The following is a 15,273-nucleotide window of genomic DNA, read 5'->3' on the forward strand; positions in this document are numbered from 1 at the left end:
GACAAGAAAATGAAAGTCCTCGTGATTGGTGGCGGCGGCCGAGAACACGCAATGGCCTGGAAGCTCAACGGCTCACCCAAGGTCTCCAAGGTCTACGTGGCCCCGGGCAACGGTGGTACGGCCTTGCACCCCGACTTCGTCAACGTGCCGATCAGCAACCCCGCTGAGCTGCGCGCATGGGCGCAGAACGAGAAGATCAACCTGACCGTGGTCGGCCCCGAGGCACCGCTGGCTGCCGGCGTGGTGGATGAATTCCGCGCCCATGGCATGCGCATCTTCGGTCCGACGCGGGCGGCTGCCCAGCTCGAGAGCTCCAAGGCGTTCTCCAAGGATTTCATGAAGCGCCATGGCATCCCCACGGCGGCGTACGACACATTCACCGATCCGATGGCGGCGCATGCCTTCATCGACAAGCTCGGCGCGCCGATCGTGGTGAAGGCCGATGGCCTCGCCGCCGGCAAGGGCGTGGTGGTCGCCACGACCGTGCAGGAGGCCCATGACGCGGTCGACTTCATGCTGGTCGACAACAAGTACGGCGTCTCCCACAACGAGGGCGGTGCACGTGTCGTGATCGAGGAATTCCTCGATGGCGAGGAGGCCTCGTTCATCGTGGTGAGCGACGGCAAGAACGTGGTCGCGCTGGCCACCAGCCAGGATCACAAGCGCCTGAAGGATGGCGACCAGGGGCCGAACACGGGTGGCATGGGGGCCTATTCGCCCGCACCCGTGGTCACGGCCGACGTGCATGCGCGTGCCATGCGCGAGATCATCCTTCCGACCGTGCGCGGCATGGAAAAGGACGGTATCCCGTATACGGGCTTCCTGTATGCGGGGCTGATGATCGACTCCAAGGGGCATCCCAAGACGCTGGAATTCAACTGCCGCATGGGCGACCCCGAAACCCAGCCCATCATGATGCGCCTGAAGAGCGATCTGGTGGACTTGCTGGCTGCGGCCGTCGATGGCAAGCTCGACCAGGTCGAACTGCAATGGGACCGCCGTACTGCGCTGGGCGTGGTGATGGCTGCGCACGGCTATCCCGAGTCTCCTCGCAAGGGCGATGCGATCACCGGCCTGCCGCAGGAAGTGGAAGACGCCATGGTGTTCCACGCCGGAACCGAGCTGGTCGATGGCGTGCTGCGTACCAGCGGCGGACGTGTGCTGTGCGTTACGGCATTGGCTGACAACGTGAAGCAAGCCCAGCAGCGAGCCTATGACGTGGCCCGAGGCATTTATTTCGACGGCGCGCAGTACCGCCGGGATATCGGTCATCGCGCCGTGAAGCACCCCGCCTGATGCAGCCATCTTCAGCACCGAGTCCGGATGCCCCTGTGCACCGGGTGCGCGAGTACCTCCTTGGCCTGCAGGCCCGCATCACGGCGGCACTCGAGGCCATCGAGGGGCCGACGGATCAGGGTGGAGCCCGTTTTCTCTCCGACGCCTGGCATAAGGGCAGCGAGGAGCGCCTGCAGGGCGACGGCATCACCCGGATCATGGAAAACGGTCGCGTGTTCGAGCGCGCCGGCTGCGGTTTCTCGCATGTGAAGGGGCCGCAACTGCCACCTTCCGCCACGCAGCACCGACCCGAACTGGCCGGTGCGCCGTTCGAGGCCATGGGTGTGTCCCTGGTGTTTCATCCGCGCAACCCCTATATGCCGACGGTGCACATGAACGTCCGCATGATTGCGGCGGCCAGGCCCGACGGCGAGCCGGTCTGCTGGTTTGGCGGCGGCATGGATCTCACGCCGTACTATGGCTTCGATGACGACGCTGTGCACTTTCACACCGTGTGCCGCGACGCGCTGCAGCCCTTCGGTGAAGATCTCTATCCGCGCTTCAAGCAGTGGTGCGACGAGTACTTCTGCAACAAGCATCGCGGCGAGCAGCGTGGCGTGGGCGGCATCTTCTTCGACGACTTCTCGGAGCTCGGCCTGGAGCGGAGTTTTGCCATGCTGCAAAGCGTGGGCGATGCGTTCCTCGAGGCCTACCTGCCCATCGTGGAACGCCGCGTGGACATGCCTTACGGCGAGCGCGAGCGTGACTTCCAGCTCTATCGCCGGGGGCGCTATGTCGAATTCAACCTCGTATGGGATCGCGGGACGCACTTTGGCCTGCAATCCGGCGGGCGTACGGAGTCGATTCTCCTGTCCATGCCACCTCTCGTGAGCTGGTCGTATCAGCGGCAGGCCGAGCCGGGCTCTCCCGAGGCCCAGCTGACAGAGTACTTCCTGCAGCGGCGGGAATGGCTCTGAGAGCGTCAACACGCTACGAAGCACGAAAAACGCCCAAAACGCCCAAAACGCCCAAAACGCCGTTTGTCTATAATTTTCAACTCTTTGCAGTGCTGAATCACATCGCACGCAATCTCCAATACCTCATATCCAGAGATCATCGATCACGCCCGGGTTGCAGTCCTGTTGCCCTTTGCCGCGCGGGCGCGCTATATTGATCTCCTCATTCCATTCGATTGAACCAACCTGATGACCACTTCCACCAAATCGGAATCTGCCGCCAAGAAAGACGTTACCAAGCTCCAGCGCGCCATTGTTGATGGCCTGGAGGACGTCAAGGCCGTCGATATTCAGGTCTTCAACACCGAGCAACTCTCGCCGCTGTTCGAGCGCGTGATTGTCGCCACCGGCAACTCCAACCGGCAGACCAAGGCGCTGGCGGCCAGCGTGCGCGACGCCGTCAAGGAAGCCGGTTTCTCCAAGCCTCGCGTCGAGGGCGAGGACAACGGCGAGTGGATCATCGTCGACTGCGGCCAGGCCGTGGCACACATCATGCAGCCGGCCATCCGCCAGTACTACCGCCTGGAAGAGATCTGGGGCGAAACTCCCGTGCGCATGAAGATCGGTGCGGCCAAGCCGCGCCGCGTGACGGCATCGGAAGATGCATCCGACGAGGGCAAGAAGAAGCCCGCAGCAAAGAAGGCCCCGGCACGCAAGACCACTGCAGCGCCAAAGCCTGCTGCCAAGTCGACGGGCAAGTCGGCAGCGGCCAAGCCAGCAGTTGCCAAGAAGGCTGCGGCTCCAAAGAAGACCGCTTCCTCGGCATCCGCGGCCAAGCCCGCTGCCCGCAAGCCGGTCGCCAAGAAAGCGGCAGCAAAGGCAGCGCCCCTGAAGACCATCGTGGTGAACAAGCCAAGCGCCAACAAGAAGGCTTCTCCCGCAGCCAAGCCTGCCGCTGCCAAGAAGGCTCCTGCACGCAAGGCACCCGCGCGCAAGGCCTGATTTCGCGGCTGCGTGACCTGAGGAGGTTCTGCCGTGCAAGCGGCAGGCCTCCTTTGTTTTTGGAAGGCTGAAAGACCATGAAGATTCTGATTGTCGCCGTGGGCCAGCGTGTGCCCGATTGGGCGCAGACGGCCTATGACGACTACGCCAAGCGCTTCCCACATGAAATCAAGGTGGAGCTCAAGGCCGTCAAGACAGAGCCGCGGGGCTCCAAGTCGCTGGAGACCCTGTACGCGGCCGAGCGCGAGCGCATCGAGGCTGCCATCCCGCGCGGCACGCGTATCGTTGTGCTGGACGAACGCGGGACCAACCTCACCACCAAGGCTCTGGCGCAGCGCCTGAAGGATTGGCAGCTGAGCGGTGACGACGTGGCGCTGGTGATCGGCGGGCCGGACGGGCTGGATCCGGCCTTCAGGCAGGCGGCCCATGAAAGGATCCGGCTTTCCGATCTGACGCTGCCCCACGCCATGGTGCGCGTGCTGCTCATCGAGCAGTTGTACCGTGCCTGGTCGGTCAACGCCGGCCATCCGTATCATCGAGAATGAGCGCCCTCATAGCGACACGCGTCCGCTCATTGTCATCCGCCCATATCCAGGCCACAGCCCATGCCCGACTTCATCTACCTTGCCTCGCAAAGTCCTCGCCGCCGCCAGTTGTTGGAGCAGTTGGGGGTGCGGCATTCGCTGCTCCTGCCCAATGAGGGTGACGACCAGCAGGAGGACGCCGAGGCCATCGAGGAGGTGCTTCCGGGCGAGTTGCCGGTGGACTACGTGGAGCGGGTGACGGGGCTGAAGCTGGATGCCGCCGTTGCGCGCCTGGCGCGGCGAGGGCTTGCCGAGGCCCCGATTCTCTGTTCGGACACCACGGTGGCATTGGGACGCGCGATCTATGGAAAGCCTGTCGATGCCCGGGACGCGAAGCGCATGTTGTCCGAGCTGTCGGGCCATGAGCACCGTGTGCTGACAGCAGTGGCATTGCAGGTGGGCAACAAGCGCGTTGCAGCGCTCTCCGAGTCGCGGGTGCGGTTCGCGGCCATGACCGAGGCACAGATCGACGCCTATGTCGCCAGCGGCGAGCCCATGGGCAAGGCCGGCGCCTATGGAATCCAGGGACCGGTGGCGCAGTATGTCTCCAACCTGAATGGAAGCTACACCGGCATCATGGGCCTACCTCTCTACGAGACCGCGCAGCTGTTGCGAGCGGCAGGGGTGTTGCCGGTCTGATTTCTGCAGCCTGCAACGAAAGGCCGAACGCCACCACGGCAGCGGGAATCAGGCATCATGCAGGCTTCATTCTGCGAAGCCCAATGCAACAAGATATTCTCATCAACTGGTCCCCACAGGAAACCCGCGTGGCGGTGGTGGAGCACGGTGCGGTTCAGGAACTGCACGTCGAACGAACGCTGGAGCGCGGACTCGTCGGCAACATCTACCTAGGCAAGGTCTCGCGCGTCCTGCCGGGCATGCAGTCAGCGTTCATCGACATCGGGCTGGAACGCGCGGCGTTCCTGCATGTGGCCGACGTCTGGCAACGCAACGAGGGCGGAGAGCCGCCCATGGCGATGCGAAACAAGGCCGAGCCGCTGGTGCCGATCGAAAAGCAGGTATTCGAGGGTCAGGCGCTGATGGTGCAGGTGATCAAGGATCCCATTGGCACCAAGGGGGCGCGTCTTTCCACCCAGATCAGCATCGCTGGGCGCCTGCTCGTGTTCCTGCCGCAGGACGATCACGTCGGCGTCTCCCAGAAGATTCCGCTCAATGAACGTGAGGCACTGCGCACACGCCTGCAGACGCTGGTGGGCGACAAGTCCACGGGCGGGGGCGGGGGCTTCATCCTGCGCACGAATGGCGAAGATGCAAGCGATGAGGAATTGAGCGAGGACATCGCCTACCTGCGCAAGACCTGGGCGGGCATCCGCGAGGCTGCGTTGCGGCAGCCTCCCAAGTCGCTGCTCTACCAGGATCTGAACCTGCTGCAGCGTGTGCTGCGTGATCTGGTGAGCGAACACACGCAGTCGATCCGCATCGACTCGAAGGAGCAGTTTGCGGTGATGCAGACCTTCGGCAAGGAGTTCATGCCGGCGGCCGCAGCCAAGTTGCAGCTCTACAAGATGGAGCGGCCGATCTTCGACCTGTACTCGATTGACGAAGATGTCGCGCGGGCACTCGGCAAGCGCGTGGACCTGAAGTCAGGGGGCTACCTGATCGTCGATCAGACCGAGGCGCTCACCACCATCGATGTCAACACCGGAGGCTACGTCGGGGCCCGCAACTTCGACGACACCATCTTCAAGACCAATCTCGAGGCCGCCGGGGCGATCGCACGCCAGCTTCGGCTGCGCAACCTGGGCGGTATCGTGATTGTGGACTTCATTGACATGGTGCGCGAAGACCATCAGAGCGCAGTGCTCAGCGAGTTCCGCAAGCAACTGGCGCGCGACCGCGTCAAGACCATGGTGGGCGGATTCTCGCAATTGGGGCTCGTGGAGATGACACGCAAGCGCACGCGCGAATCGCTGGCACACATGCTTTGCGAACCTTGTCCGACATGCATGGGCGTGGGGCAGGTGAAAACCTCGCGCACGGTCTGCTACGAGATTCTGCGCGAGGTGTTGCGGGAGGCACGGCAGTTCAATCCGCGCGAGTTCAAGGTCATTGCCTCCCCCAAGGTCGTGGAACTGTTCCTTGATGAGGAAAGCCAGCATCTGGCTGGATTGTCCGACTTCATAGGCAAGCCCATATCGCTTCACGCCGAGTCCGACATGGGGCAGGAACAATACGATATCGTTCTTATTTGAATAGCAGGCTGATTGAGCGGCACACCGCACCTCTGAAAAGAATGGGACCTTGATGGTCCCTTTTTTTATGCCAACGCGCGGCTGGTGTTTGACCCTCTCACCGCTCTTGGAGCTGCTGGAGTTGGTGTCTTCCTAATATTGAATATTTCAATTATTTGTCTAATTCTCTTGTGGCTGCGTGGCCGCCTGAGATAATTCTTATTTAAATGGATTATTTGATAACTATCTTCATGATTGTTTTTGCCTGATTGCTTGCGGATTTGAATTTTGATAATTTATAAAACCAGGGGCGTGAGGCATTGGCAAGATTGTGGAATTTGATAGCAATTTTTCATCATTGACAGAGATTGTTCTGCTTTGTGAATACTGCTTTGTTAAAAAATGGATGCACAGGAAGATAGATTTTTTGAAATTAGACGACGGTGATAATTCAGTTTTTCTTCAATCTCTTGTGGCCTCGGGTCCCGATGGCGCTCAAAATACTCGCGTGCAGTGAAACTGCTTTTCCATGGCTTGATTCGGCGTTTCGAATTGATTCAATTGGAATTTTGGATGGGGAATATTGTGAATAATTCAGTCCAAGAGTTTCATGCGACGGTAGGGCGATAATTTGCGATCAAGAATAAAGGTCTGTAGGCATGAAAACAAGAGAGGGGAGTATGGTTTTGAAAACTAGTATAGAGAAGGCTGACAAAAAAAAGAATATCGTTAATATTTCGCATTACCGGTGGATCAAGGACGCAAAATATTTTATTTTTCCCATTAAAGCTTGCATGGCCATCCAGGGCGAATTGCTGAGCCGAAACGAGTTTTCGGGGTTGGGAGGACAATATGAATAAGATACGAGTGGCGATTGCCGACGATCATCCCACTGTGCTGTATGCATTGACTGACCTCGTGCATCGGGACCCTCGATTCACTCTTGTTGCAAGCATGAAAAGCCCGACCGAGCTGATACGTTTTCTGCGGGCAGACACTCCGGTGGATATTGTCGTGACGGATTTCACCATGCCCGATGACTCGCTTTATGGGGACGGCGTTCGGTACATCAAGTATCTGATTCGAAATTTTTCGGAGAAGAGGTTTGTGGTGTTCTCCGAGTCGGTCAATCCGTCGTTGGTCTTCTCCCTTTACGACTACGGGGCGGCCGCCGTTGTGCTGAAGAACCAGGAGTTGGCCGAGATGCTGGCCGCGCTGAACTGTGTCGTCGATGGCACGGTCTACTATCCGCCCGGGATCAATCGGGAGGACTTGCGCATGTTCTCCAGGAACCTGCACTCCATATCGCCCCGGGAGCTGGAGGTATTGCGTCATTTCTCGCGGGGCCTGCCGCTCAAGCAGATCGCTTCCGACCTGAATCGCAGCATCAAGACGGTGAGCACGCAAAAGCGTTCGGTGATGCGCAAGCTGGATATCTCCACGGATCAGTTGCTGATGGAGTTCTGCATGAACTCCAATCTATTCTGAGCGCACAGGTCTTTCGGGCTGAAAAAAAAACCGCGCAGAGCGCGGTTTTTTTCATTGAGAGCAGCGACCTGCCAAGGGTCACAGCTTGCGTAGCCGCTGCAGGGCCTCGCGCAGGGTGTCATCCTTCTTTGCGAAGCAAAAGCGCACCACGCGCTGGTCGAACTTGTCCACGTAGAACGCGGACAGCGGGATGGCGGCCACGCCGATTTCGCGGGTGAGCCACTGGCAGAAATCGGCTTCGCTCAGGTCGCTGACGTCCGAGATGTCGACGCATTGGAAGTAGCTGCCCTGGCTGGGCAGGAGCTTCAGGCGTGAGTCCTTCAGCCCCTCGCGGAACAGGTCGCGCTTGGCTTGGTAGAACGCGGAAAGCTGCAGATAGGGAGCCGGGTCCTTCATGTACTCGGCGATGCCATATTGCATGGGAGTGTTTACCGTGAAGACGTTGAACTGGTGCACCTTGCGGAACTCTGCCGTGAGGGAGGCAGGTGCCGCCACCGTGCCGATCTTCCAGCCCGTGACATGGTAGGTCTTGCCAAAGCTCGAAACGATGAAGGCGCGGGCCGCGAGGCCGGGATAACGCGCGGCGCTCTGGTGCTGCTGGCCATCGAACACCATGTGCTCGTACACCTCGTCGCTGATCAGCACGATGTCGGTAGGGGCCAACAGTGCTTCCAGCTGTCGCATTTCCGCGTCGGTCCAGATCGTGCCGCTCGGATTGTGCGGCGAGTTGATGATCATGAGACGCGTGCGCGGCCTGATGGCGGCCGCGATGAGATCGAAATCGGGGCGGAAGGTACCGGGAGTGAGTGGAACGCGCACGACCTTCGCGCCAGCCGTCTCGATGTTGGGCACATAGCTGTCATAGCAGGGTTCAAGCACGATGGCCTCGTCGCCCGGTTGCACGCAGGCGAGGACGGCAGTGAGGATGGCCTGGGTCGCCCCCGCGGTGACCGTGATCTCGGTGTTCGCGTCGTACCTGCGCGCATGCAGCGCTTCATACTTCTGCGACATGGCCTCGCGCAGCACCTGCACACCCGCCATCGGCGGGTACTGGTTGTGGCCTGCACGCATGGCACCGTTCACCGCATCGACCAGCCGGGCATCGCAGGCGAAGTCAGGAAATCCCTGGCCGAGGTTGACTGCCTTGTGCTCGAGCGCGAGAGCCGACATGACGGTGAAGATGGTGGTGCCGACATTGGGGAGGCGGCTGGGGAACGAGGGAGTGCGAGGGGCGCTGGCGGTGTTCATTTGCAGTGCGGAAGTCTTGGCATTGCCTGGGAGGGTGCAGGCGGAATCGGGGTCAATCAGGTCAGAGATCGTAGTCGTTCACATTGCCGATCATTGCACGCATCACCAGGTCACGGCTCAGGCGGTCGCTCAGCAACTCGGCAAACTTGTAGATGAAGTTGCGCAGATAGGCGCCGCGCTTGAAAGCCACGCGTGCGACGTTCTGGCCGAACAGGTGTCCCATGGGGCGAACCACCAGATCGCCGACGGGGTCGTCGCGCATCGCCATTTCGGCCACGATGCCGATGCCCATGCCGAGGCGCACGTAAGTCTTGATCACGTCGGAATCAATCGCCTCGAGCACGATGCGCGGTTGCAGCTTGCGTGTGGCAAAGGCGGCGTCGATCTTGCCGCGGCCCGTGAACGAGGGGTGGTAGGTGACCAGGGGCTCGTGCGCGATGTCTTCGAGCCCGATGCGTTCGCGCTGCGCCAGCGGATGATTGGAGGGCATGACCAGCACGTGCTGCCATTCATAGCAGGGCAGGGTGACGAGATCGGGGTAGTCTGCCAGCGACTCCGTGGCCATGCCGATTTCGGCCACCTCGTCGATCACCATCCGCGCCACCTCGTGTGGTGTGGCCTGGTGCAGGCTGATGTTCACCTTGGGATAGGACTCGCGCAGCTTGGCCACCGGCAGCGGCAGCACATAGCGCGCCTGGGTGTGGGTGGTGGCGATGGAGAGCGTGCCGCTGTCCTGCGCGCTGTATTGCTCGCCGATACGCTTGAGGTTGGTGACCTCGCGCATGATCAGCTCGATGCTCTTGAGCACATGTTGGCCGGGCTCGGTCACACGCTTGAGGCGCTTGCCATGGCGAGCGAAGATGTCCACGCCCAACTCATCCTCCAGTTCGATGATGGCCTTGGACACGCCAGGCTGCGAGGTGTGCAGTGCCTTGGCGGCTTCGGTGAGGTTGAGATTGCGGCGTGCGGCTTCCTGTACGAAGCGGAATTGGTGCAGGTTCATAACTGAATACAGCTAAAGACTGTTTTTATTATGCTGCATTCTTCTTAAAATGGATATGTGTAACGCAGCAAAGATAGGCGTGTCGTTGCGAGAAGCGCAATAGCCCTCCGACCAGGATCGACATGATCTCGTTACGTTTGCGTTACGTACGGGTGAATGCTGGATCCCAAAATATGATGTGATACTTGAAATTTTCGATGTAATCTATTGAAAAATAAAGAATTCTTAATTCGATGTGATCGCTTGATGCTTACCGTTGATTGTTACAATTAGGTAAAGTAAATAAAAGTGATACTTATTCAGAATGTATTCCCCCTAGAATGCGGGCTGCCGTTGCAGTGGCCAGGCGCCCTCTCGATACGGCGCTTTTCTACCAAGGTTTTCAATGAAGGCGGCTATCTCAGGTGCTTCGCAGCGGGCGTACTGGCTCAAAAAACTACATGAATGGCACTGGATCAGTTCCGCAATCTGCCTGATCGGCATGCTGTTGTTTGCCGTCACCGGCTTCACGCTCAACCATGCGGGCCAGATTGAAGCGAAGCCGCGCGTCGAAACCCGGGATGGCCAACTGCCTGCGGAGTTGCTCCAGCATCTCCAGGCCGTACACCAAGGCGTGAAGAAGGCTGATGCCGGTACCTCGATCGCTGTGGCGCTGCCCAGCGAAGTACGGGGTTTCATCCAGACACAGATGAAGGTCGATGCGGGTGCGAGAACAGTCGAGTGGAGCGATGACGAAGCCTACATCCCCATGCCGCGTCCGGGTGGCGATGCGTGGTTGCGCATCGATCTGAAGGAAGGCGCCATCGAATACGAAACCACCGACCGTGGCTGGATTTCCTATTTCAACGATCTGCACAAGGGCCGCAACACAGGCGGTGCATGGAGCCTGTTCATCGACATCTTTGCCATCGGCTGCCTGGTGTTCTGCATCACGGGCCTGCTGATCCTGAAGATGCATTCGGAGCGCCGGCCGCTCACCTGGCCGATGGTCGGCCTTGGGCTGGTGATTCCGGCGCTGCTGGCGCTGCTGCTGATCCATTGAGATTTCACAGGCCGGGGGCAGATGCCCGGCCGCATCGAATTGAGTGAAGGAAACGGAAACGAAATGGCGAAAAAGGTTCTGAAATTTTCCGTGGCGCTGAGCGCTGTGGTCGGCCTGCCGGCTGTTGCAGCGGGCCTGGATGTGAATGTCGGCATTCCGCAGCTTCAGGTGGCCGAGTACCACAAGCCCTATGTGGCTGTGTGGCTCGAGAACGCAGACGGTGGCGTGGCTGCCAATCTGTCGGTCTGGTACGACGTGAAGAAGCGCGATGCCGAGGGCACAAAGTGGCTCAAGGACATGCGCCAGTGGTGGCGTCGCACCGGCCGCGAACTCACGTTCCCGGTCGATGGCGTGACGCAACCCACCAAGCCGGCGGGAGCGCATGCGCTGTCGTTCGCCGAAGGCAAGAATCCCATGCCCAAGCTGGCGCCGGGGCAGTACAAGCTGATGGTGGAGGCCGCGCGCGAGGTGGGCGGGCGCGAACTCGTGTCGATTCCATTCGAATGGCCCGTGAAGCAAGCTACCAGCCTGTCCGCCAAGGGCAGCACGGAACTTGGCCAGGTCAAGCTCGACCTCAAGCCCTGATGGCAGCAATGCGCGCTGCGCTCCCGAACCCAACAAGATCTCAACTCGTCTGAAAGGATTCCTCCAATGATGCTCAAGAAGCACGCCATCGTGGCCGCGACCCTGGCGCTGGCCGCACTGTCCGCGCAGGCCCATGACATGTGGTTCAAACCCTCGAGCACGGTGCTCTCGAAGTCCGACTGGGTGACTGTCGATGCGGCCGTCTCCAACGACGTGTTTTTTTTCAATCATCGTCCCCTGGGCCTCGAGAACGTCAAGGTCACCGGACCCGATGGCGCGACGGTCGAGATGAAGAACGCCCACAAGGGTGAGCTGCGCAGCGTGTTCGACTTCAAGCCGGAGCAGCCAGGGACCTACCGCGTGACCATGCTGGCGAACGGCGTGATGGGCGGGTACAAGGACGCCAATGGCCAGCCCAAGCGTGTGCGCGGCACGGCCGAGGACATCCTCAAGCAGATTCCCGCGGATGCCAAGGATGTGCGCATCACCGAGAACGTGCGCCGCATGGAGACCTTCGTGTCGGTTGGCAAGCCGAGCGCCATCGCCAACACCGGCAAGGGACTGGAAATGAAGCCGGTCACGCATCCGAACGACCTGGTGAGCAGCGAGGAGGCCACGTTCGGATTCCTGCTCGACGGCAAGCCGGCCGCCAATCTGGAAGTCGAACTGGTGGCCGATGGCATCCGCTACCGTGACGGTGTGAGCGCCATCAAGCTTCGGGCCGACTCCAACGGCATGGTCAAGGTCAAGTTCCCGCGCGCCGGCCTGTTCTGGCTGAGTGCGGATGCGCAGGACGACAAGACCACGGTGCCTCAGGCCAAGGAGCGTCGCCTGGGCTATGTCGCCACGCTGGAAGTGCTGCCCTGAGAGTGATGGATTCGGCAGTCGGGTCGGCCATCGGGTCGGCAATGGAGTCGGGGACAGGGCCGGTAGCGGGCTCCCCCGCAACACCCAGGGTGCGATACGCTGCAAGCGTCTGGCAGATGTCGGCACTGAAGGCGGCCACGCCCCCGGGTGAGGAAGCCGGTGCGCCTGCAGACTTTTCCGCGCGCAGGTGGCAGGCACCTGCCGGCCTGCAGCACCGACACGATGCGCGTGTTCACCAGCTTTCGGGCGAGACCATGGGAACGAACTGGTCGCTGCGCCTTGCCAATCCGGAATTTGCATCCCTCGACGGTGCCAGGGCATCCGTGCAGTCCGTGCTGGACCTGGTGATCGCGCAGATGAGCAATTGGGAACGCGACTCCCTGATATCCCGCTTCAATGGGTTGCCGCCCGGAGGCGAGATGGCGTTGCCCGGCGAGTTTGCGCAGGTGCTGGACGCGGCCATGCATTGGGCCGGGCGCTCGGGCGGGGCCATCGACCCGACGATGGGCGCTCTGGTGTCGCTATGGGGTTTCGGCCCGCGACCCGATCCCATGGCACCGCATGCGGGCATCCCGCCTGAATCCGCAGTGATCGACGAGCAGCTCGCCGGAGCGGGCTTTGCCCGGATGCCTTGGGCTCCTGGGCAGCGGCATCTGGTTCAACCCGGAGGACTTCGGCTCGACCTGTGCGGCATTGCCAAGGGCTTTGCCGTGGACCGGGTCGCGGAAGCGCTCGCGCTGCAAGGCTGGACGGGCGGGTTGTTCGAGATCGGCGGGGAGCTCCGTGGTTGGGGTGAAAAGCCGGACGGCAAGGATTGGCAGATTCGTGTCGGCACAGCGGACAGCGCCCCGGAGGCCATGGTCGTGGGCATGCGAGACGGCGCCCTCGCGACCTCGGGTGACCTCTGGCACCACTTCCTTGTCGACGGGAAACGGTATTCGCACACGATCGATCCGCGGACAGGGCGGCCGGTGGAGCATGCGCTGGCGAGCGTCACCGTGCACCATGCCGAATGCATGCATGCCGACGCATTGGCGACGGTGCTGACTGTGCTGGGGTTGCGCGAGGGAATGGAGTTTGCCGTCGCCAATGACATAGCTGCCGTTTTTCGCGAACACGCGGATGAGGGCTGGGTGGCGATAGGCAATCCACTGCCGCAGGCCATCGTCACGCCCGCATGGAAGGCCCGCTTCGCATCATGAGCCTGGAGTGGATTCTGTCGCCGCAGCGTATTGCGGGCGCGGCGACTCTGGTGGTGGGTTATGCGGCGCTCTGCGCGCGCGTGGCGTGGGTATCCCGGCGCAAGAGGCTTGATCTCTCACATGGCAACGAGGAGGCGGCGGGTCATTCACAGTGGCCTGCGGTGCTTGTCTGCTATGCCAGCCAGACGGGCCAGGCGGAAGGCATCGCACGGGAGGCGGCAGGCATGCTGCGTGCGAGCGGCATGCGTGCCACGCTGATGCCGGTGGACGCGGTCGGCGCGGATATGCTGCGCTCGCACGAGCGCAGCCTGTGGGTACTGTCCACCACAGGCGAGGGCGACGCGCCCGACCATGCGCTCCCCTTTGTGCAGGCGCTGCTCCCCAAATCCCTGTCGCTGCCGAATCACCAGAGCCAGGTGCTCGCGCTGGGCGATCGGGAATACCGCGAGTTCTGCGCATTCGGGGAACAGGTGCACCGCTGGCTTGAGGCGCAGGGCGCCAGCAGCGAGTTGACCCGCGTGGACAACATGGACCGGGACACATTGCGCGCGTGGCAGGCGCGCATGAACGAGCGCAAGCTGGAGTGGCTGGGCGGGACGGACTCGCAGCCTCCCGCTCCCGACGAAGAGGAATGGCTGCTGCCGCCGGCCACCACGTTGGTGCGGCTCGAGCGGCGCACGCTGCTCAACCCGGGGAGCCAGGGCGGACCGCTGTACCAGCTGGATTGGGTGGCCGAGCCCGGCCGCGAGCTGCCGCACTGGGAGTCGGGTGATCTTGCATCGCTGCGAATTCCGGCCGACCCGGCACATCCTCGGGACTACTCGATCGCCTCGATCCCGCAGGACAACGTCCTGCAGATGCTGGTGCGCCTGAGCGTGCGTGAGGACGGCACGCCTGGCATGGCATCGGGCTGGCTGTGCGGCGGTATCCGCGAAGGCGACTCGCTGGAGGTGTCAGTTCGTCGGCACAGCAGCTTCCGCTTGGGAGACAGTGCCGGACGCCCGCTGATCCTGATCGGCAATGGCTCCGGGCTGGCGGGCCTGCTGGGCCACGTGCGCGCACGGATCGCGCGGCAGCAGGGCGACCAATGGCTGATCTTCGGCGAGCGCAGCCCGGTGCACGATGCGCTGCTGGATCAACAACTCCAGGACTGGCTACAGTCGGGACAGCTTGCGCGCCTGGACCGGGCCTGGTCGCGTGACGGCGACAACCCGCGCCTGTACGTACAGGACGTGGTGCTGGAACAGGCGGACGCGATTCGCGCATGGATCGCACGTGGCGCGGCCATCTTCGTCTGCGGCAGCCTCCAGGGCATGGGCCAGGGGGTGCACAAGGCGCTCAGGCAGGTACTGGGCGAGGAGGCGCTGCACGAGCTGGTGCAGTCGGGGCGATACCGCCGCGACGTGTACTGAATACGTGCAGCACGGCGCTGCTCGTGGCGTCAGTCCGTGACGGAGTCCGCTGCGATCTGCGACATCAACGCCGTCATGCGCGCGTCCTCGCCGATCGGTGACGACAGGCGCAGATCCAATAGCGGATGCTGCGCGCGCAGTTGAGCGACCATGCGCGGCAGGTCCTCGCGCGCATGCCGTCCCGCACCGAGGAACATCGGCACGATGGAGATCCTCTGCACGCCGGCGGCGGCCCACTGATCGACGACATCGGGCAGGGCGGGATCGCAAAGTTCAAGATAGGCGCATGCCACGGCAATGTCAGTGCGGCTTGCCGAAAGCATGCGTGCGACGGCCTCGATCGGCTGGCGCCACTGGGGGTCGCGCGAGCCGTGTGCGAACAGCACGACACCTGAAGTCGCAGCGGGGGTTGACATG

General features: G+C 61.7%; 15 protein-coding genes. 12 read left to right on the forward strand and 3 right to left on the reverse strand.

Going from position 1 to position 15,273, the window contains the following annotated elements; translation table 11 throughout:
• Positions 1-9 precede the first annotated feature (9 nt).
• From purD to H9K76_RS10565, 7 genes are all read left to right on the forward strand, one after another.
• Positions 10-1,296: a phosphoribosylamine--glycine ligase gene (gene purD / locus H9K76_RS10535; RefSeq protein WP_187600150.1), complete on the forward strand. Its 1,287-nt coding sequence runs from the start codon at positions 10-12 to the stop codon at positions 1,294-1,296.
• Positions 1,296-2,252: an oxygen-dependent coproporphyrinogen oxidase gene (gene hemF, locus H9K76_RS10540; RefSeq protein ID WP_187600152.1), complete on the forward strand. Its 957-nt coding sequence runs from the start codon at positions 1,296-1,298 to the stop codon at positions 2,250-2,252. Before purD ends, hemF begins: the two co-directional genes overlap by 1 nt.
• A gap of 228 nt (positions 2,253-2,480) precedes the next feature.
• Entirely contained in the window at positions 2,481-3,233 is a 753-nt protein-coding gene (gene rsfS, locus H9K76_RS10545; RefSeq protein WP_187600154.1) for a ribosome silencing factor, read from the forward strand.
• 77 nt (positions 3,234-3,310) lie between these two features.
• Complete coding sequence (gene rlmH, locus H9K76_RS10550; RefSeq protein ID WP_187600156.1) at positions 3,311-3,778, forward strand: 23S rRNA (pseudouridine(1915)-N(3))-methyltransferase RlmH; 468 nt, start codon at positions 3,311-3,313, stop codon at positions 3,776-3,778.
• Between the two features lie 60 nt (positions 3,779-3,838).
• Entirely contained in the window at positions 3,839-4,456 is a 618-nt protein-coding gene (locus tag H9K76_RS10555; protein WP_187600158.1) for a Maf family protein, read from the forward strand.
• Positions 4,457-4,539: 83 nt separating this feature from the next.
• Positions 4,540-6,030, forward strand: a complete 1,491-nt coding sequence (rng, locus tag H9K76_RS10560; protein ID WP_187600160.1) for a ribonuclease G — start codon at positions 4,540-4,542, stop codon at positions 6,028-6,030.
• An 831-nt stretch (positions 6,031-6,861) separates the two neighbouring features.
• Positions 6,862-7,497 carry a response regulator gene (locus H9K76_RS10565; RefSeq protein WP_187600162.1) on the forward strand — a complete coding sequence of 212 codons (636 nt, stop codon included), beginning with the start codon at positions 6,862-6,864 and terminating at the stop codon, positions 7,495-7,497.
• A 78-nt stretch (positions 7,498-7,575) separates the two neighbouring features.
• Here the strand turns inward: H9K76_RS10565 and H9K76_RS10570 are convergent, their stop codons facing one another.
• Both H9K76_RS10570 and H9K76_RS10575 read right to left on the reverse strand, forming a co-directional pair.
• On the reverse strand, positions 7,576-8,745 hold the full coding sequence (locus H9K76_RS10570) for a pyridoxal phosphate-dependent aminotransferase (protein ID WP_187600164.1): 1,170 nt from the start codon (positions 8,743-8,745) through the stop codon (positions 7,576-7,578).
• Between the two features lie 61 nt (positions 8,746-8,806).
• Positions 8,807-9,748 (reverse strand): CysB family HTH-type transcriptional regulator, encoded by a 942-nt coding sequence (locus tag H9K76_RS10575; protein ID WP_187600166.1) that lies wholly within the window; start codon positions 9,746-9,748, stop codon positions 8,807-8,809.
• Positions 9,749-10,133: 385 nt separating this feature from the next.
• Between H9K76_RS10575 and H9K76_RS10580 the strand changes: the two genes are divergently transcribed.
• From H9K76_RS10580 to H9K76_RS10600, 5 genes are all read left to right on the forward strand, one after another.
• Positions 10,134-10,790, forward strand: coding sequence for a PepSY-associated TM helix domain-containing protein (locus H9K76_RS10580; protein ID WP_187600168.1), 657 nt, complete (start codon positions 10,134-10,136; stop codon positions 10,788-10,790).
• Positions 10,791-10,853: 63 nt separating this feature from the next.
• Positions 10,854-11,375: a DUF2271 domain-containing protein gene (locus tag H9K76_RS10585; RefSeq protein WP_187600170.1), complete on the forward strand. Its 522-nt coding sequence runs from the start codon at positions 10,854-10,856 to the stop codon at positions 11,373-11,375.
• A gap of 66 nt (positions 11,376-11,441) precedes the next feature.
• A complete protein-coding gene (locus H9K76_RS10590) occupies positions 11,442-12,242 on the forward strand; it encodes a DUF4198 domain-containing protein (RefSeq protein WP_187600172.1) in 801 nt (266 codons plus the stop codon).
• Positions 12,243-12,358: 116 nt separating this feature from the next.
• Complete coding sequence (locus tag H9K76_RS10595) at positions 12,359-13,444, forward strand: FAD:protein FMN transferase (protein WP_187600174.1); 1,086 nt, start codon at positions 12,359-12,361, stop codon at positions 13,442-13,444.
• Complete coding sequence (locus tag H9K76_RS10600; protein WP_246475455.1) at positions 13,420-14,856, forward strand: sulfite reductase subunit alpha; 1,437 nt, start codon at positions 13,420-13,422, stop codon at positions 14,854-14,856. The genes H9K76_RS10595 and H9K76_RS10600 overlap by 25 nt, the downstream gene beginning before the upstream one ends.
• Positions 14,857-14,885: 29 nt before the next feature.
• Here the strand turns inward: H9K76_RS10600 and H9K76_RS10605 are convergent, their stop codons facing one another.
• Complete coding sequence (locus tag H9K76_RS10605) at positions 14,886-15,272, reverse strand: sirohydrochlorin chelatase (protein ID WP_187600175.1); 387 nt, start codon at positions 15,270-15,272, stop codon at positions 14,886-14,888.
• Between the last annotated feature and the right edge of the window lies 1 nt (position 15,273).

Source organism: Diaphorobacter ruginosibacter, assembly GCF_014395975.1.
GTDB classification, from domain to species: domain Bacteria; phylum Pseudomonadota; class Gammaproteobacteria; order Burkholderiales; family Burkholderiaceae_C; genus Diaphorobacter_A; species Diaphorobacter_A ruginosibacter.